At 61.2% G+C, this 17,181-nt stretch carries 18 protein-coding genes and 1 pseudogene; 10 read left to right on the top strand and 9 right to left on the bottom strand.

From position 1 onward, the window contains the following. Positions 1 to 25 precede the first annotated feature (25 nt). Both VJS46_RS07250 and proC read left to right on the top strand, forming a co-directional pair. Positions 26 to 529, top strand: coding sequence for a YbjN domain-containing protein (locus VJS46_RS07250; protein ID WP_324059046.1), 504 nt, complete (start codon positions 26 to 28; stop codon positions 527 to 529). Positions 530 to 538: 9 nt separating this feature from the next. Further along, positions 539 to 1,360, top strand: coding sequence for a pyrroline-5-carboxylate reductase (proC, locus tag VJS46_RS07245; RefSeq protein WP_324059044.1), 822 nt, complete (start codon positions 539 to 541; stop codon positions 1,358 to 1,360). A 236-nt stretch (positions 1,361 to 1,596) separates the two neighbouring features. On the opposite strand, the gene phoB is transcribed toward proC, so the two are convergent. The 7 genes from phoB to VJS46_RS07210 all read right to left on the bottom strand — a co-directional run bounded on the left by phoB (position 1,597) and on the right by VJS46_RS07210 (position 8,983). Further along, entirely contained in the window at positions 1,597 to 2,295 is a 699-nt protein-coding gene (gene phoB, locus VJS46_RS07240) for a phosphate regulon transcriptional regulator PhoB (protein WP_324059042.1), read from the bottom strand. Between the two features lie 5 nt (positions 2,296 to 2,300). Continuing rightward, positions 2,301 to 3,011 (bottom strand): phosphate signaling complex protein PhoU, encoded by a 711-nt coding sequence (gene phoU / locus VJS46_RS07235; protein ID WP_324059040.1) that lies wholly within the window; start codon positions 3,009 to 3,011, stop codon positions 2,301 to 2,303. Positions 3,012 to 3,035: 24 nt separating this feature from the next. Further along, positions 3,036 to 3,833, bottom strand: a complete 798-nt coding sequence (pstB, locus tag VJS46_RS07230) for a phosphate ABC transporter ATP-binding protein PstB (protein WP_414707977.1) — start codon at positions 3,831 to 3,833, stop codon at positions 3,036 to 3,038. Positions 3,834 to 3,835: 2 nt separating this feature from the next. Then, positions 3,836 to 5,131, bottom strand: coding sequence for a phosphate ABC transporter permease PstA (gene pstA / locus VJS46_RS07225; RefSeq protein ID WP_324059038.1), 1,296 nt, complete (start codon positions 5,129 to 5,131; stop codon positions 3,836 to 3,838). Beyond that, positions 5,124 to 6,503 carry a phosphate ABC transporter permease subunit PstC gene (gene pstC, locus VJS46_RS07220; protein WP_324059037.1) on the bottom strand — a complete coding sequence of 460 codons (1,380 nt, stop codon included), beginning with the start codon at positions 6,501 to 6,503 and terminating at the stop codon, positions 5,124 to 5,126. The genes pstA and pstC overlap by 8 nt, the downstream gene beginning before the upstream one ends. A gap of 85 nt (positions 6,504 to 6,588) precedes the next feature. Continuing rightward, positions 6,589 to 7,638: a substrate-binding domain-containing protein gene (locus VJS46_RS07215; RefSeq protein WP_414707979.1), complete on the bottom strand. Its 1,050-nt coding sequence runs from the start codon at positions 7,636 to 7,638 to the stop codon at positions 6,589 to 6,591. Positions 7,639 to 7,723: 85 nt separating this feature from the next. Then, entirely contained in the window at positions 7,724 to 8,983 is a 1,260-nt protein-coding gene (locus VJS46_RS07210; protein ID WP_324059034.1) for a sensor histidine kinase, read from the bottom strand. Between the two features lie 97 nt (positions 8,984 to 9,080). Between VJS46_RS07210 and VJS46_RS07205 the strand changes: the two genes are divergently transcribed. The 5 genes from VJS46_RS07205 (at position 9,081) to VJS46_RS07185 (ending at position 12,460) form a co-directional block, all read left to right on the top strand. Continuing rightward, a complete protein-coding gene (locus tag VJS46_RS07205; protein WP_324059032.1) occupies positions 9,081 to 9,494 on the top strand; it encodes a hypothetical protein in 414 nt (137 codons plus the stop codon). A gap of 3 nt (positions 9,495 to 9,497) precedes the next feature. Beyond that, positions 9,498 to 9,779 carry an HPr-rel-A system PqqD family peptide chaperone gene (locus VJS46_RS07200; RefSeq protein WP_324059030.1) on the top strand — a complete coding sequence of 94 codons (282 nt, stop codon included), beginning with the start codon at positions 9,498 to 9,500 and terminating at the stop codon, positions 9,777 to 9,779. Continuing rightward, positions 9,776 to 10,639, top strand: coding sequence for an HprK-related kinase A (locus tag VJS46_RS07195; RefSeq protein WP_324059029.1), 864 nt, complete (start codon positions 9,776 to 9,778; stop codon positions 10,637 to 10,639). The genes VJS46_RS07200 and VJS46_RS07195 overlap by 4 nt, the downstream gene beginning before the upstream one ends. Beyond that, the gene (locus VJS46_RS07190; RefSeq protein WP_324059027.1) at positions 10,636 to 11,694 is read left to right on the top strand and encodes a nucleotidyltransferase family protein; all 1,059 of its coding nucleotides are present in this window, start codon (positions 10,636 to 10,638) and stop codon (positions 11,692 to 11,694) included. Before VJS46_RS07195 ends, VJS46_RS07190 begins: the two co-directional genes overlap by 4 nt. Positions 11,695 to 12,163: 469 nt before the next feature. Then, positions 12,164 to 12,460: a hypothetical protein gene (locus VJS46_RS07185; protein ID WP_324059025.1), complete on the top strand. Its 297-nt coding sequence runs from the start codon at positions 12,164 to 12,166 to the stop codon at positions 12,458 to 12,460. Between the two features lie 113 nt (positions 12,461 to 12,573). Here VJS46_RS07185 and VJS46_RS07180 read toward each other — a convergent pair whose 3' ends face one another. After that, the gene (locus VJS46_RS07180) at positions 12,574 to 13,443 is read right to left on the bottom strand and encodes a 3-hydroxyacyl-CoA dehydrogenase family protein (protein ID WP_324059023.1); all 870 of its coding nucleotides are present in this window, start codon (positions 13,441 to 13,443) and stop codon (positions 12,574 to 12,576) included. Between the two features lie 249 nt (positions 13,444 to 13,692). Between VJS46_RS07180 and VJS46_RS07175 the strand changes: the two are divergent. Further along, positions 13,693 to 14,247 (top strand): annotated as a pseudogene (locus VJS46_RS07175) (cytochrome b); the annotation flags it as partial. 210 nt (positions 14,248 to 14,457) lie between these two features. Here the strand turns inward: VJS46_RS07175 and VJS46_RS07170 are convergent. Continuing rightward, positions 14,458 to 15,345, bottom strand: coding sequence for a LysR family transcriptional regulator (locus VJS46_RS07170; protein ID WP_324059097.1), 888 nt, complete (start codon positions 15,343 to 15,345; stop codon positions 14,458 to 14,460). A gap of 99 nt (positions 15,346 to 15,444) precedes the next feature. On the opposite strand from VJS46_RS07170, the gene VJS46_RS07165 reads away from it, so the two are divergent. Then, complete coding sequence (locus VJS46_RS07165; protein ID WP_324059022.1) at positions 15,445 to 16,629, top strand: acyl-CoA dehydrogenase; 1,185 nt, start codon at positions 15,445 to 15,447, stop codon at positions 16,627 to 16,629. Position 16,630: 1 nt separating this feature from the next. Continuing rightward, positions 16,631 to 17,181 (top strand): CoA transferase (locus VJS46_RS07160; protein WP_324059020.1); only part of this gene is annotated, 551 nt, incomplete at its 3' end.

The following is a 17,181-nucleotide window of genomic DNA, read 5'->3' as shown; positions in this document are numbered from 1 at the left end:
CACGGCAGGCGGGAAGAAAGTTACGATGGAAGGCGATGAATTTGAAAGCGGGCGGGATGAAGCCGCTCCGATCGATATGCTCGCCGCTTTTTTCGAGGCGCATGGCTGGTCCTTCGAACATGTGAGCGAGGAAGAGATTGTCGCCACGACGCAGGGTAGCTGGGCGCAATATGAGCTTAGGGCGATCTGGCGGGAACAGGACCAGGTGCTGCAACTGCTGGCGCTTCCCGACATTCGCGTGCCGGAGGAGAAGCGGCCCGCCATTTATGAGACGCTGGGGCTCATCAACGAACAGCTATGGCTCGGCCATTTCGAACTTTGGTCGAACAGCGGCATGGTGCTGTTCCGCAATGGCGCCCTGCTGGGCTCGGGTGAGACGCTGAGCCTGGAGCAGGCGCAGACGCTGGTCGAAACGGCGCTTGATGAATGTGAGCGTTTCTATCCGGTTTTCCAGTTCGTCCTTTGGGGAGGCAAAACGCCCCGCGACGCAATCTCCGCCTCGCTCATCGAAACGCGCGGCGAGGCCTGACCTCCTCTCATGGCAGCCTTTAGCTTTCCCGAAAGCCTGTTCCTTGCCGGTTGCGGCAATATGGCGGGCCAGATGCTTGCCCGCTGGCTAGGGAGCGGCCTCGATCCTGACCGCGTGACTGTTTACCGGCCGAGTGGCCGGGAAGTTGCTGGTGGCGTCAGGGTGATGTCTGAATGGCCGTCCAGCTTGCCCGATGGCACAGTGATTCTGCTCGGCATGAAGCCCTATCAACTCGCCGATGTGGCTCCGCATGTGGCTGCGATGGCGGGCAAGGATTTGCGGCTGATTTCCATCCTCGCCGGGGTCAAGCTGCAGAGCCTTCGCGGCCATTTCCCGGCCCTTGCGGATATTGTGCGCGTCATGCCCAATACGCCTGTCGGGGTGGGGCAGGGGGTCTGTGCGCTTTATGCCGACGAGACGACAAGCACTGAAGCACGGCAGGAGGCCCAGGCGCTGATGCAGCCGTTGGGGCTTGCCGAGTGGATCGACGACGAAGCGCAGTTCAATCTGGTGACGGCCCTGTCCGGCTGCGGCCCGGCCTATCTGTTCCGCTTCATCGATGCTCTGGCGGGAGCGGCGGCGCGGCTTGGGCTGCCTCCGGAACAAGCTGAAAGACTGGCACTGGCGACGGTGCAGGGTGCAGCAACCCTGGCGGTCGAGGCGGGCGAGTCCCCGGCAGCGCTGGCGGACCGGGTCGCGAGCCCCGGCGGTATGACGCGGCAGGGCATGAATGTGCTCGATGAGGGCGACCGGCTGCTGGAATTGCTCACGGACACGCTGTGTGCGGCGCGCGATCGCGGAGAGGAAATGGCGCGCGAAGCGGAGAAATAAAGAAATCTCGCCATTCCCGCGAAAGCGGGAACCCATTTACTCTTTGCACGCAAGGTCACAAGTTGAGGTGAATTGGGTCCCGCTTACGCGGGGATGACCGACATTTGGGTTAGAGCGCCCTGCGTTTAATCTGACGCGGGCGCGCGCTCTAATTCTTTGTTGTCGCATCATTTTTCGCGCAAAACCGGTTCCCACTTTTGCGCAGAATGCTCCAAATTTCAATCTTCAGCATTGCGTCAGGCAACGCCCTCGGTATCCAGCGCATAGCCCGCCGAACGCACTGTGCGGATGATGTCCCGTGCGCCGTTGACATTGATCGCCTTGCGCAGCCGCCGGATGTGCACGTCGACGGTGCGCAACTCGATATCGCTATCCTGGCCCCAGACGCTGTCAAGCAGCCGCTCGCGGGAGAAGACCCAGCCCGGATGCTCCAGGAAGTGCTTCAGCAGCCGGAACTCCGTTGGTCCCAGGGGAACCATGCTGCCGCTCCGGCGGACCTTGTGGCCGACCGTGTCCATTTCGATATCGGCAAAGCTCAGGGTCTCGCCGGCAAGAGCCGGGCGCACACGGCGCAGCACCGCGCCGACGCGGGCGACGAGTTCGCGGGGCGAGAAGGGCTTCGTCACATAATCGTCCGCGCCCGTTTCCAGACCCCGAACGCGATCTTCCTCTTCGCCGCGCGCGGTCAGCATGATGATGGGCACATTCGCGGTCGCCGTCATCCGGCGCAGGCGGCGGCATACCTCGATGCCGGACAGGCTTTCCACCATCCAGTCGAGCAGCACGATGTCAGGCGTGTCTTCCTGCGCGAGGAGCAAGGCCTCCTCGCCGTCAACGGTATGGGAAACCTCGAAATCTTCCCTCTTGAAATGCCAGATCAGCAATTCCGCCAGTGCGGCGTCGTCTTCCACCAGCAGCATCTTGGCACGTGCCATTTCGCTTATTCTCCGTGCGGTTCGGTCGGATGCTCGCCGCGTTCGCGTTCTGGCGGATGCCGTCCCGTCGCGGCGAAATAAACCATTTCGGCGATATTGGTCGCATGGTCGCCGATGCGCTCGATATTCTTGGCGATGAAGAGCAGGTGCGCGGATTCGGAAATATGCCGCGGATTTTCCATCATATAGGTGACGAGCGTGCGGAAGATGCTGTTGTAGAAATCATCAACCACCTTGTCGCGGCTGCAAACCGCGGTGGCGAGATCGGCATCGCGCGCCGCAAAGGCGTTCAGGACGTCGTGCACCATTTCGCCAGCAACCTGCCCCATGGCGGGTAGCAGCGTGGTCGGCTTGATGCTGTTGCCTTCGGCTGCAACAAGCGGCACGCGCTTTGCGATATTCTTGGCATAGTCGCCGATCCGTTCGACCACGCCGACGATCTTCAGTGCGGCCACAACCTCCCGCAGATCGTCCGCCATGGGTGCGCGAAGCGCGATGGTCTGGACCACCAGCTTTTCGATCTCCGCCTCAAGCTCGTCGATCTTGTGATCATTTTCGACGACATGGGCTGCCAACTCAAGATCCCTGCGGGTGAGCGCAGTCATCGCCTCGCTGATGGCCGCTTCGGCGCGGCCCCCCATTTCGGAAATCAGTCCACGAAGGCGGTCGATATCCTCGTCAAACGCCTTGAGCGTATGTTCGCTGCCAAGGGCCATATCTTTTGCTCCTTCTCTTCCGCCTCAGCCGTAGCGGCCGGTGATATAGTCCTTCGTCCGTTCCTGACGAGGATTGGTGAAGATGTCGGATGTTACGCCATATTCGACAAGAGTTCCTAAATGGAAGAATGCCGTCCGCTGGGAAACACGTGCAGCCTGCTGCATATTATGGGTGACGATCACGATCGCGTAATTGCCGCGCAGTTCATGGATAAGCTCTTCGATCTTGGCGGTCGCGATCGGGTCAAGTGCCGAGCAGGGCTCGTCCATCAGGATGACTTCCGGTTCCACCGCAATTGCGCGGCCGATGCACAGGCGCTGCTGCTGCCCGCCGGAAAGGGCGGTGCCGCTGTCGTGCAAGCGGTCCTTCACCTCTTCCCACAACCCCGCGCGGCGCAGCGACCGTTCGACGATGCTGTCCATCTCTGCCTTTGACCCGGCCAAGCCGTGAATCCTGGGACCGTAAGCGATATTCTCATAGATCGACTTCGGGAAAGGATTGGGCTTCTGGAATACCATGCCGACCCGCGCACGCAACTGCACCACGTCCATGGTCGAGGCGTAGATGTCTTCGCCGTCCAGCGTGATCTCGCCGTCCACCCGGGCGCTGGCAACGGTGTCGTTCATGCGATTGAGCGTCCGAAGGAAGGTCGACTTCCCGCAGCCCGAAGGACCGATGAAAGCGGTCACATTCTCCATATCGACATCGATGGAGACATTATTGATCGCCTGCTTCTCGCCATAGAAGACGTTCACATTGCGGGCGGTCATCTTCGGGTTTTGGAGCACGGCGGCTTCCTTGGGTTGGATCATGGCGGTCATGTTTACCAGCGCTTCTCGAACTTGTTGCGGAGATAGATGGCGAGGCCGTTCATCGCGAGCAGGAAAATGAGCAGGACGATGATGGCGGCAGAAGTTTTTTCCACGAAGCCCTTGCTGACTTCATCGGACCAGAGGAAGATCTGCACGGGCAGAACGGTGGCGGGGTCAGCGATCCCTCCTGGCGGCGTCGCGATAAAGGCGCGCATGCCGATCATGAGCAACGGCGCGGTTTCGCCCAGCGCGCGGGCCATGCCGATGATGGTACCGGTCAGGATGCCGGGCAGCGCCAGCGGCAGAACATGATGGAACACGACTTGCACTGGTGAAGCACCGATGCCTAGGGCGGCGTCGCGGATGGAGGGCGGCACCGACTTGATCGCGTTGCGCCCTGCAATCACGATGACGGGCATGGTCATCAGCGCCAGCGTCAGGCCGCCCACCAGAGCTGCAGAGCGGGGCAGGTGCATGATGTTGAGGAAGATGGCGAGGCCCAGCAGTCCGAAGATGATGGAGGGGACCGCTGCGAGATTGTTGATCGAAACCTCGATCAGGTCGGTCCAGCGGTTCCGGGGTGCATATTCCTCGAGATAAAGGGCGGCGAGCACGCCGATCGGGAAGCTCAGCACCAGCGTCACGAACATGGTGAGGAGCGAACCCTTAAGCGCTCCCCAGATGCCGACCTGGGTTGGATCGGTCGCATCGCTTTCCGTAAGGAAACCGCTATTGAAACCGGTGGAGACAATGCCCTGTGCCTTCATCCTGGCATAGGCCGCCTCGGCATCCGCACTTGCCTCGCCCTTCGCGGCCCGATCGATCGCGGTGGCGGCGGGTACGGCAATGATCGCCTTCTGGTTCAGCAGGGTTGGATCCGCCTTGATCGCCTCCCGCAGGCTGAGCCAGCTATTGGGCGAAATGAGATCTTCCGCGTCCGGGCCAAGCGCGGCCTCCGCCGCCTGCGCGACCACGGCGGGGAGATTTGCGCTCGATAGCACCCTGTCGGCATTGCCGTCCTTCAGCATCGCCGGGTCCACCATGACGGGGGCCGACCGGAAATCGATGGGCAGGTTGACCGTCGTCTGCGTGAAACCGCGGGCGCCGTTTCCGATCATCGTAATGAGCAGGAAGGCGAGAAAGCCAGCGGAAAGCAGAATAGCAAGCAGCCCCAGCAGCTTGAAGCGCCGCTCCGCTGCATAGCGCCTGCGGATGCGCTGCTGCATCCTCTGCGCCTTCCAGTCGGTCGGCGCGCGGGCGGTGCTGACGAGGCCGAGGGAGGCGTTCTTCAATGCCATGTCAGTCATAGGCCTCCCGGTATTTCTTGACGACGCGCAAGGCGACGATGTTGAGGAGCAATGTCACGGCGAACAGCACCAGTCCGAGCGCAAAGGCAGCGAGCGTCTTGGGGCTGTCAAATTCCTGGTCGCCCGTCAGCAACTGCACGATCTGCGTGGTGACGGTGGTGACGCTGGCGAAAGGATTGGCGGTGAGGTTCGCGGCAAGACCAGCCGCCATCACCACGATCATTGTCTCGCCGATGGCCCGGCTGACGGCCAGCAGCACGCCGCCCACCACCCCAGGAAGGGCGGCGGGGATCAGCACGCGCTTGATCGTTTCGCTGGTCGTCGCCCCCATGGCGAGGCTGCCGTCGCGCATCGATTGCGGCACGGCGGCGATGCTGTCGTCCGCCATCGAGCTTACGAAGGGGATGATCATCACGCCCATCACCAGACCGGCCGCGAGAGCGGATTCCGATGAAGCGTTGCTGATGCCGATCGCGACCGCCAGGTCGCGCAGCGCCGGAGCCATGGTCAGCGCAGCGAAATAGCCGTAAACGACCGTCGGGACACCAGCGAGGGTCTCCAGGATCGGCTTCATCCATTTGCGGACCTGGGGTCTTGCATATTGGGTCAGATAAATGGCGCTCATCAGGCCGAGTGGAATGGCAACGATCATCGCGATGATGGCGCCGATGAAGATGGTGCCCCAGAAAAGCGGTATAGCGCCAAAAGCGTTTTCATGGCCAAAGCCCATTGCCGCCGATTGCGGGCTCCAATTGGCCCCGAAAAGGAAATTGATGGGCGACACCATGCTGAAGAAGCGCGCGGATTCGAACAGCAGGGAGGCAACGATCCCCACCGTGGTCACAATGGCAATGAGCGAGGCCAGCAGAAGCGACAGCATGACAAGCCGTTCCACGCGCGTCCGGGCGCGGAAGTCCGGGCGTACCCTGGTGAAGGCATAGGCGCCGCTCGCAAAAGCGAGCATCAAGGCCAGGAAAACGCCGGCCGAACTGTAGCGGGACTGCGCCTCCTCATAGAGCGGCACGAATTTCTGGGCCAACGGATTGAAGGCATTGGCCTGTTCTCCCATAGCGATATTGCGCGCTTCAGAAAGAATGGCTCCGCGCGAAAAGGCATCTTCCGGCAATTCCGTCGCGGCGGGATTGTCGAGCACCGCCTGCGTTACCAGGCCGGGCGAGACGTTGCTCCAGACCGTAAGAAACAGCAGCGCAGGCAGCGTGGTCCACAGCGCCACATACCAGCCATGATAGTTGGGCAGGCTGTGAAGACGCCGGGTTCCCCCGGAGCGGAGGCGGACGGCCTTCGCACGTGCGCTGACCCAGGCGATGACGCCAAGGCCGATAACCAGCAACAAGATCGCAGCGCCGTTCACGGCTCAATACCCCCAAGGCAAATAAGATCTTCTCTGTCCGGCGCGCCCGCCCCTATGGGCGGGCAGGCGCACCGGCGGGCGGCAGTTACTTCAGGTCCGCCCCATTGAGAAGGGTGAGATTCTTTGCGATCTCGGCATTGGTCTTGCGCACCGCTTCTGGAGCCGCAATCAGGCCGCGCTTTACCAGATAGCCGTCAGGACCCCAGGCATTGGCGAACTCGGCCATATATTCCTTGAGACCCGGAATGGCGGTCACATGGGCCTTCTTCACATAGATGTAGAGAGGGCGCGCACCCGGATATTTGCCATCAGCGATGTTCTGATAGGTGGGCTCGACGTCATTCAGCGGAATGCCGTGAAGGCTGTTCAGATTTTCCTCAAGGAAGCTGTAGCCGAAGATGCCGACTGCGTCCGGATTGGCGCCAAGCTTCTGGACGATCAGATTGTCGTTCTCGCCCGAATCGACATATTTGCCGTCCTCGCGCACCTTCGTGCAGACTTCCTTATATTTGTCCTCGTTGCTGTCCTTAAGCTTTTCCATGGCGGGATCGCTCTTGCAGCCCTTTTCGAGGATCAGCTCGGCAAAGGCGTCGCGCGTGCCGGACGTGGACGGCGGACCGAAAACGGAAATCGTCGTGGCGGGGAGCGACGGATCGACGTCGGACCATTTCTCCGCCTTCTGTTCCTTGCCATAGGGGGTGGCGGCCAGCGCCTCATAAATCTGCTTGGGCGTCAGCTTGAACTTCGGGCTCTTATTGGATTCGGCAAAGGCAAGGCCGTCAATGCCAACCTGGACCTCGACGATATCCTTGACGCCATTCTTCTGGCACATTTCGAATTCGGAAGCCTTCATCCGGCGGGAAGCGTTTTCAATATCGGGATGGCCAGCACCCACGCCCGCGCAAAACAGCTTGATGCCAGCGCCCGTGCCGGTCGATTCGATGATCGGCGACTTCATGCCGGGATTGTTGTTGACGAACTGTTCGGCGACAGCGGTCGCGAATGGGAACACGGTGGACGAGCCAACGGCGCGAATCTGGTCACGTGCGCCTCCGGCGTCGCCGCCCCCAGCCTGATCCTGACAAGCCGCCAGCGCGAGCGCTGAAACAGCCAGAATTGCGATATTCTTGATCATCATGCCTCCATAAACCGGCTTATTGCCCCTTCGAATGCGGAGCCGCGCTAGCAGCGATTCATTGGCGCAATGTGACAGTTCAGTTTCAGTTTGATGACAATGCATCAGTTTCGGCTGCCGCGCCCTTCGGATCGGCGGGCGGCAGGTGGATCGAGATCGTCGTTCCCTTGCCGAGCGTGCTGCTGATATCCATCCGGCCGCGATGGCGCTCGACAATATGCTTGACGATCGCAAGGCCAAGTCCGGTTCCTCCCATCGCCCGGCTGCGGCCGGAATCGACGCGGTAAAAGCGCTCGGTCAGGCGTGGAATATGGTCAGGGTGAATGCCTTCGCTTTCATCGCTGACCGATAGGGTGACCATTGATCCCGAACCCCGCGCCAGACTGATCGTGATCGGCGTGTCCGGGCGTCCATATTTGGCGGAGTTGCTGACCAGATTGTGGAGCAATTGGGAAAGCTGGGCGCTGTCGCCATTGATGGAGGGCAAGCCGGGTTCGACACGGCTCGTCACATCCTGGCCCCGCTTGCCATGGCGTTCGTGAAATATCTGTTCGACCTCCCTTACCAGATCGCCAAGATCGACCGGGCTGTCGGGGAGCTCATATTTTTCGGCTTCAATGCGCGACAACGACATGAGATCGTCCACCAGCCGCTGCATCCGCCGCGCCTCGTCGAACATGATCTTCAGGAACCGGTCCCGCAATTCCTGGTCGCCGCCCGCATTGGGATCGCCGAGCGTTTCGATGAAGCCCAATATGGCCGCAAGCGGCGTGCGCAGTTCATGACTTGCATTGGCGACAAAATCGACGCGCATCCGCTCTGCGGCGTGGCTTCCGGTGCGGTCGATCAGATGTACGATGATTCGCCGCTTGGAAAGCAGCGCGGTGCGCATTTCCCAGCGCTGTTCCCGTTGGCCAAGGCCGACCAGGCTGATCGACCCGCCCGTCGCGGCCGCCTCCGGATTGGTCAGCCGCTCGGCCGCTGCAGGGTGACGGATGGCGATGCGCACATCCTCCCCCACAATGTGCCTTCCCAGGAGCCGGAGCGCCGTCCGGTTCGCGCGCACCACCTTTTCATTCGCCACGATCAGCAGCGGCTCAATGATCCCCTCCATCGCTGCATCGAAATCGGGGTTATCGAACAGGTCCGGCTGCGGCTGCGGCTCGCGTGGGGCCGAGCTCATGGGGTAGGGCTGGCGGTCGATCATGATCGTCAGCGCGAACAGGCCCGCCACGACCGCTATAAGTGCGGTCTGCCAGCTTCCACCAAAGATGAGCGATCCCGTCGCCCCGATCAATATGATGAAGAGGGCAGCCGTGAACTGAAGGGCGGACGTACGATTCATACTATCGAACTAGAATATTTTCGTTGCGGCTGCGATGAAATTGCAAATCCGCAGGCCAATTTACGCTTCTGTAAGGCAAATCGCGCAAAAGAGCGGCATGAAAGAGGTGAACGAACATCAGCCTCAGCCCCAGGGGCTCGACAGGGCCGCGCAGTCGCGCCGGCAGGTGCTTGCGCTTGGCGCGGTCGCTACCTCGGCGATCGTATCGATTCGTCCCGCACTGGCTCAGTCTGCGGCGTCGGTGATGAATTGCGAAATTCCAGTCCCCGATCTGGCGCGCTCTGGCCAATATATCGCGCCTGACGGTCAGCTTGTGTCGCCTGACACGCCGGGCGCCGTTCCACCCGCCGGCCGTCCCTTCAAGGGCGGGGAAGTGAAGGCCGCCATGAGCGGCGGAACGCTTCCCGGCACCAGCTATGAGCAAAACCAGGCCTATATGAACTATATTCGCCGCCTGCAGGCGGGGAATAGCGGCTTTACCTGCTACGCATCGCTGCAGATGCCCCGCTGAGCCGTGGCGCAGGTCCAGTATAGGGGGGAGGCGGCGGCCGATCTCATCATAAAGCCACTGGATGAGCTTCGCCTTGTCTATCAGCGGCGGTCCGGGACCACCCATGTTGTACTTTCACCGGTTCCGGAAATTCTTGAGGCGATGAATGGTGACGCCCTGACCGCCGATGAGGTTCTTGAGCGCCTGTCGGCCCATTATGACCTTGGGTCAGCCGAGGAGGCGCTTGCGGTCATAGAGGCGCGGCTTGAAGAGATGGCGGCGCTGGGCCTTGCGGAGCGGCTGTGATGTACAGCCTTTCCCTCGCCATCGGTCCTGCTTCCTTCCGTATCGGTTCGGTCTGGAAGGAGCCAATCCTTGAGCTGCAGCGGCTTTACGCCGCCTATCCCGCGCCCCGCGACGGGATCGCCGATTTCACCGTCCGGCTTGAGCCCGAAAAGCCGTGGCGGAAATGGCTGCGGCCGTCCGTTCGCATCGGCGGAGATTATATGCTGCCCGATGCGGCTCCGCTCCCGCTGGAGCAGGCAATTCTTGCGGCGGAAATGGGCATGAACCTCCAAATGGCGCTTGGCTGGCGGCGGCATGTGTTGCTGCATGCTTCCTGTGTGGAGCGGGGCGGGCGGGCGCTGGTGATGACCGGAGCCTCGGGCTCAGGCAAGTCCACGCTTGCCGCCATGCTTGGGGAGCGCGGCTGGCGGCTGATGGGAGACGAATTCGCCCTGCTCGATCTGGAAAGCGGGGAAATTTTTGCCTTTCCCCGTCTCATATCGCTCAAAAACGGCGCCATCAAAGTGCTGGAGGGTGAAGCGGGAACGGACCGCTTCGGACCCTTGCTTGCCGGCACGCCCAAGGGCGACATCCGCCATCTCGTGCCCCGCCAAGATGCCATCGGCCGGATGACGGAGGGCGCCCCTCCCGCCACGCTGCTCTTTCCCCGCTTCGGCCATGCGGCCGCTGTCCGGCCCATGACCAGGAGCGAAACTTTCGTTCGCCTGACACAGGCTTCCACCAATTATGTTGCGCTAGGAGAGGCTGCATTTGTCGCGCTTTCCCGCTTTGTCGATAGCGTGCCCGCACATGCCATCGACTATGAATCGGGCAAGCAAGCCGTGGAGTTGGTGGAACGGCTTTGGGCGGAGGGGGCATGAACGCTCTCCTCCTCGCCAAAGCCTTGCGCGATCCAGGTTCCGTGCTTTCGCTGGGCAGCGGGCAGTGGAATGCCCTCATCGCCATGGCCCGTGCGGAACAGCTTATCGGAACGCTGGCCCATCGGCTCGCCGGACTGCCGCTGCCTTCGGCGGCGGAACGGCTTCTCAAGGATGCCAGGGAGCAGGCCGTCTTTGTCCGGCGGCAAGCCTTGTGGGAAGCCGAGCGGGCGCGCGTGGCCCTCAACGGATTGGGTATCCCTGTCATATTGCTCAAGGGCACGGCCTATGCCGCGGCCGGGCTGAAGGCGGGAGTGGGCCGCTCGATCGGCGACCTCGACATATTGGTGCCGCGCCAGGCCCTTCCCGGCGTGGAACGGGCATTGCTGGCGTCGGGCTGGGAATGGGTGAAGCCGGACCCTTATGACGATCAATATTATCGCCGCTGGATGCATGAGCTGCCCCCGCTGATCCACCGTGAGCGCGATCGCATGATCGACGTGCATCACACCATCTTGCCGCTCACTGCCCGGCAGCGTCCCGATGCGGCCGCCCTGATTGGGGACTGCGTGGCTCTTGGGCATGGTCTTTTCATATTGTCGCCGGAAGACCGGGTGCTGCATTGTGTGGCGCACCTGCTGGCGGACGGCGATCTGGCGGGCGGATTAAGGAACCTGTGGGACCTCCACTGCCTGCTGGAGGAATATGAGGGTGACCAGCAGCGGCTGCGGGCAAGGGCCCGAATGCACGGCCTCGCCCCGCATCTGGCGCGGGGACAGAGGCTTGCGGCTTTTCTGTTCGGCGGCGGCGGCGCGCCCGTGCGTCTTTCCGACAGGCCCTATGTCGCGCGGCTGCTGGCGCGCGATGAATGGGGGCGGGAAACGCGGCCTTTTACAAGGCTTGCTTTCTACATCCGCTCCCACTGGTTGCGCATGCCGCCGCTCATGCTGGCGCGTCATTTGTGGATCAAGTCAGGGTCCCGCACGTTGACCGGCCAGAGGACATCGCATGATGGCCGACCGGGACTCCAGCCGCGCGAAGAAAGAACGGCCCCATAATCTGGAGGTCGAGAATGAAAATCTACGGCCCCCCGCCAAGGCAGGCGAACGGCCGCGCCCCGCAACCGAGCCTCTCGGCTCGGAGGAATCGACAAGGTCGGATGAGTTGCTCAATGACCGGGCTCAGGCGGCGTTGATCTGATCTGGGTATTTTCAGGGTCTGGCGGAGCGGGAGGGGATCGTGAGATTGAATTAGTGAACTGAAATTACTGTATAAAATAAATTCCAGTTCTCCAACCCCACACTCGACCCCACAGTAACCGATATTACGGTCAGCGGCCACGGCTACGTAGTGCGATCGCACCACCTTCAACCGTTGCGATCCGTCGCCATGGTGCGGCAGGGTCTCCATGACGGTATCCCGGAGCCAGCGGTTGCCGGGATCGGCATCCATGCGGGGATGCCACATCGCCGACACAACGATCTCGGGAGTACGGATAGGGAGGTCAGGCCGGGAGGCCTGATCGGCGTGATATCGTCGGCCCAGGGCAGCATCAGCGACAACATGAATGGCAGGCATGAGGTCTATCGCTCGAGCAAATCCGCGCTGAACCAACTCATGCGCAGTTATGCCGCCCGCCATGCCGATGACGGCCGCGCATTGCTGCTAATGGCGCCTGGCTGGATACGAACGGATCTCGGCGGCCCGAAGGCGCCGTTCAGTGTCGAGGAGAGCATACCGAAGGTGGTCGATGTCCTGATCTCGAAGCACGGCAGGCCGGGCCTCGAATATCTCGACCGGGATGGCAACACCGTCCGGTGGTGACCGAGTGCGCGAAGGCCAGTCGATCGAGCCAGCGCTTCAACATCAGCCGGCAATTTATGCCATATTAGCATTCCTCAGGTGCGATGCACGACCTAGATCTGATTGCCAGAAAGCTATATCGAGCGAGTTGGGACGCTTCCCGAGTAGTCATAAAAACCCCGCCCCACCTTCTGCCCCAGCCAACCGGCCCCAACAAACTTGATCAAGATCGGCGCCGGGCGATATTTCGGATCACCCGTTGCCTCCTGCAATACCCGCATGATCTCCAGGCAGGTGTCGAGCCCGATAAAGTCGGCCAATCGCAGCGGGCCCATGGGGTGATTGAGTCCCAGAACGCAGGCCTTGTCGATATCCGGTGTACTGGCGGTCCCCTGACCGAGCACAAATGCGGCTTCGTTGATCATTGGCAGGAGGATGCGGTTTACGATGAAGCCCGGTTCGTCCTGGGAAAGAATGGGCTGTTTCCGCAGTGTTTTTGCAAACCGAACGACGCTCTCCACAGTGCCCTCGCTTGTCGTCATTCCAGGAATGATCTCGACCAGCCCCATGACCGGGACCGGGTTGAAGAAATGCAGACCGATGAAGCGACTGGGATCGCTCGAATGTGCGGCAAGACGGGTGATCGGGATTGAGCTCGTATTGGAGGCCAGGATTGCCAGATCGCTCAGGAGTGGTGCCACCTGCCTGAATATAGAGACTTTGATGGCTTCGCGCTCCGTTGCCGCTTCGATCACAAGCGAAGCTTCGCGGAACGCATCGTAGCCAGCAACAGGCGTTATCCTGCCTTCGATATCCTGCACGGACACATCCTCAAGCTTTCCGCGTTCATCGAGACGCCGCAAGTCGGCGGAAATTGTCGCCTTTGCAGCTTCAGCACGTTCGATATCGAGATCCGACAGCAGCACGCAATAGCCATGCTGCGCGGCTGCTTGAGTAATCCCGGCACCCATTTGTCCGGCCCCAATCACACCGATTACCTGCACCAGAACCCTCCATGCAACGCGCGGCCCATTCGAACCGCTGATTCGAGCGCTAGGCGCGACTGGCGCTTGATCGAATCAGATTTTATGCTAACGATAGCATCAAGAGGCAGCGTGTAAACAACCTCGAATCTACGGCGATAGTGAGTGCGGAAATAGCCGCACCGTTAAGCAGGAGACAGCTATGTCCGGAGATCAGATCGATGCGGAGTTGCCGGAAGTAGTTCCGGTACCCCGAAGCGCTACTCGTCCGGGCTCATCGCCTTTCACTGGATCTCGGCGCTGATCGTGATCGTATTGATCGGGACGGGTTGGTGGATGTTGGAATTGATCCGTGACCCTCTGCGGATGAAATCCGCGTTCCCGATATTCCAGTTCCATAATTCGCTTGGCGTGCTGGTCTTTGCCATCACGCTCGCACGCATTGCGCTCAGACTCCGACGCAAGGCGCCCAGCTTGCTCGCCGGCATGCCCGGCTGGGAACGACTGACCGCCTTCGTTGCGCAGGCCACCTTCTACCTGCTTCTTGTCATCATACCGGTGACGGGCTGGTTGTATATTTCGACCGAATGGGCGGAGTCATTGGACAAGGAATTCAAGGCGCCCACACTCCTTTTCGGACAGTTCGCAATACCCTATGCGAGCGCAATCGCAGAAGCAGAGGCGGGAGTCCGGCGAACTCTGTCGCTTCATCTGAGCGGCGCCCATGCTTGGCTGACTTATGGACTCTTCGCGCTGATCGTCCTTCACTCCGCCGCCGCCGCCGCCGCCTTCAAGCACTATCTTGTTAACAAGGACAATGTGCTTTCGCACGTAATCCCGGCAGCCGTGCGGCATCAATCCGGGTCAGAAACGGATTCCCCTCAGTTCATGTCCGGCCTGACCAGCTCGAAGGTTTGGCTGATCGCCGGTTTGATTGTTTGTCGTGTTGGGAGCGCTTGGCGGGACGCAAAACCCAGCCCTGCCACCAGTTACAACTGCAGGTCCAGTACGGTCAGCGGTGAAATAGCCTCCGTGTCAGTCTGCCGTTGGAAGCCAAGACAGCGCCTCGCCGATCGCGGGCGGGATGTCGGTACGCACAATGAGGACCAGTGCCAAGCGCGCCTCGTGGTCTACGATGTCGCGAAAGAGAAGGTTCTGGAGGTCCAACCTCGCAAGGGACTTGGGGGCAATCGCTATCCCGACCCCGGATGCCGCAAGGCCTGCGGCCGTGATGAAATCGGAGGTTCGCTGGATGGGCGGAAGTGGCGATCCAGCAGTCTTGGCAATGCCTCGGATGATGTCGATCAGGCCAACCTCCTCATGGAATTGGGGCACGATTATCCGATGCGCGGCGATATCGTGCGCGCGCAGCGCGGGAAGTCGGGCCAGGGGATGATCTGGAGCCAGCGCGACCACGACGCCCTCTTCATGGATGGTTCGCGCGAAGACTCCCTCCGGGTAAGTCGGTCTCGGCCTGATGATGCCAATGTCGATCTTGCCTTCATGTACGGCGGATATCTGCTCAGGCGTTTCAAACGAAACCGGCTGCACTTCAATTTCCGGGAGGCACCGGCGAAGCAAGCGGATCAGGTCCGGCAACACGCTCGACATGATTGCGGAGAATACATAGCCGATCCTGATCGGGCCGGCAGCTCCTCTGCCGAATTGGCGACCAAGCCACTCGGTTCGATCAAGCGCCGCAATTCCGTTGCGTGCTTCGGGAAGGAAGAGTTCACCCGAGCGGGTCAGGGCAACCTTGTTCCGCTTGCCGCGCTCTATGAGGCGCGTTCCGATCTGGTCTTCGAGACGTTTGAGCCGCTTGCTCACGACCGATTGGGCAATGCCAAGTCGATCGGCCGCCCGCACGAAATGTTCAAGTTCGGCAACGGCGACGAAGGCGCGCAAGGAATCAGGATCGAGCATCCTCTTTAATCTCATATTGCAATCAAAACAGCAAATAAATGCCATTTAAGAGATCAAAAACCGGAATAGTCTTCGCCGGTCACGACACTGGAGAACATGATGGCTGAGATGGTACGGTACGATTGGGAAGACGCATTGGGCCTCGACGGTCTCCTGACCGAAGACGAACGGATGATTGCCGCGGCGGCCCGGAGCTTCGCGCAGGACCGCTTGCAGCCACGCGTGATCGAGGCATTCGCAACAGAACATACCGATCTCGCGATCTTCGCCGAAATGGGGGAGCAAGGGCTCTTGGGCATTACCCTTCCCGAGACCTATGGCGGCGCAGACGCATCCTATGTGGCGTACGGTCTCGTTGCGCGCGAGGTCGAGAGGGTGGACTCGGGCTATCGCTCGATGATGTCGGTCCAGTCCAGTCTCGTGATGTATCCCATCCATGCTTATGGCTCCGAAGAGCAGCGCATGAAATATCTGCCCAGACTGGCGCGGGGCGAATGGATCGGATGTTTCGGTCTGACGGAGCCCGACGCCGGTTCCGACCCCGGCGGGATGCGAACGCGAGCCGCCAAGGTCGATGGCGGATACGTCCTTTCGGGCAACAAGACATGGATCACGAACGCGCCAATCGCCGATGTTTTCGTGGTGTGGGCCAAATCCGACGCGCATGGGGGCGCCATTCGCGGATTTATCCTTGAAAAGGGAATGGAAGGACTCTCGGCGCCCAAGATCGAGGGCAAGATCAGCCTGCGCGCTTCGATCACCGGCATGATCGACATGGACGACGTGTTCGTGCCCGAGGAGAATCTCCTACCCAACGTCGAGGGCCTCAAGGGACCCTTTGGTTGCCTCAATCGCGCCCGGTACGGGATATCCTGGGGCGCGATGGGGGCGGCCGAGTTCTGCTATGCGGCTGCTCGGCAGTATGGCCTCGACCGCAGGCAGTTCTCGCGGCCGCTGGCGGCGACGCAGCTCTACCAGAAGAAGCTTGCCGACATGGCGACCGAAATCGCCCTGGGCCTGCAGGCGAGCCTGCGCGTCGGCCGCTTGATGGACGAAGGCGCGTTCGCCCCGGAGATGATCTCGCTCATCAAGCGCAACAATTGCGGGAAAGCGCTCGATATCGCCCGCGTCGCCCGCGACATGCACGGCGGCAACGGCATCTCCGAAGAGTTCCAGGTCATCCGCCACATGGTCAATCTCGAAACGGTGAACACTTATGAGGGAACGCACGACGTTCACGCGCTCATCCTCGGCCGCGCGATCACCGGTCTGGCGGCATTCTAGGATGGCCGCGCCGCCGCTCGCCGGCATCAGGGTGGTCGAGTTCGCCCGGATTCTGGCGGGCCCATGGGCGGGCCAGATTCTTGCCGATCTCGGCGCCGAAGTCGTCAAGGTCGAAAGTCCGGCCGGAGACGACACGCGCAAATGGGGTCCGCCATTTGTCGAGAACGCCGACGGCGGCCGCGACGCGGCCTATTTCCATGCGGCAAATCGCGGTAAGCGATCGGCGGTGATCGACTTCGCGACCGAAGCCGGACGGGCGCAGGCGCTGGAGCTGGCGCGGTCCGCCGATGTCGTCATCGAGAATTTCAAGGTCGGGGGGCTGGCGAAGTTCGGTTTGGATTATGCATCGCTGAGCGCGCTCAATCCCGGCCTCGTCTATTGCTCGATCACGGGGTTCGGGCAGGACGGTCCTTACGCCCATCGCGCAGGATATGATTTCATCGTCCAGGGGATGAGCGGGATCATGGACCTGACGGGAGAACCCGACAGTCCGCCGCAGAAGATCGGCGTCGCCTATGCCGACATCCTCACCGGGCTCTATGCCGTCATCGG

The sequence above is a fragment of the Rhizorhapis sp. genome (assembly GCF_035276005.1).
Lineage (GTDB): Bacteria > Pseudomonadota > Alphaproteobacteria > Sphingomonadales > Sphingomonadaceae > Rhizorhapis.
This window is presented reverse-complemented; position numbering and strand designations above follow the sequence as displayed.

Excerpts from the sequence above, each read along its gene's own strand:
- pstA (WP_324059038.1), bottom strand. The coding sequence starts at position 5,131 with ATGACTGACATGGCATTGAAGAACGCCTCCCTCGGCCTCGTCAGCACC.
- VJS46_RS07205 (WP_324059032.1), top strand. The coding sequence starts at position 9,081 with ATGAAAGAGGTGAACGAACATCAGCCTCAGCCCCAGGGGCTCGACAGG.
- VJS46_RS07210 (WP_324059034.1), bottom strand. The coding sequence starts at position 8,983 with ATGAATCGTACGTCCGCCCTTCAGTTCACGGCTGCCCTCTTCATCATA.
- phoU (WP_324059040.1), bottom strand. The coding sequence starts at position 3,011 with ATGGCCCTTGGCAGCGAACATACGCTCAAGGCGTTTGACGAGGATATC.
- VJS46_RS07170 (WP_324059097.1), bottom strand. The coding sequence starts at position 15,345 with ATGCTCGATCCTGATTCCTTGCGCGCCTTCGTCGCCGTTGCCGAACTT.
- VJS46_RS07250 (WP_324059046.1), top strand. The coding sequence starts at position 26 with ATGGAAGGCGATGAATTTGAAAGCGGGCGGGATGAAGCCGCTCCGATC.
- pstB (WP_414707977.1), bottom strand. The coding sequence starts at position 3,833 with ATGACCGCCATGATCCAACCCAAGGAAGCCGCCGTGCTCCAAAACCCG.
- VJS46_RS07190 (WP_324059027.1), top strand. The coding sequence starts at position 10,636 with ATGAACGCTCTCCTCCTCGCCAAAGCCTTGCGCGATCCAGGTTCCGTG.
- proC (WP_324059044.1), top strand. The coding sequence starts at position 539 with ATGGCAGCCTTTAGCTTTCCCGAAAGCCTGTTCCTTGCCGGTTGCGGC.
- VJS46_RS07215 (WP_414707979.1), bottom strand. The coding sequence starts at position 7,638 with ATGATCAAGAATATCGCAATTCTGGCTGTTTCAGCGCTCGCGCTGGCG.
- phoB (WP_324059042.1), bottom strand. The coding sequence starts at position 2,295 with ATGGCACGTGCCAAGATGCTGCTGGTGGAAGACGACGCCGCACTGGCG.
- VJS46_RS07165 (WP_324059022.1), top strand. The coding sequence starts at position 15,445 with ATGGCTGAGATGGTACGGTACGATTGGGAAGACGCATTGGGCCTCGAC.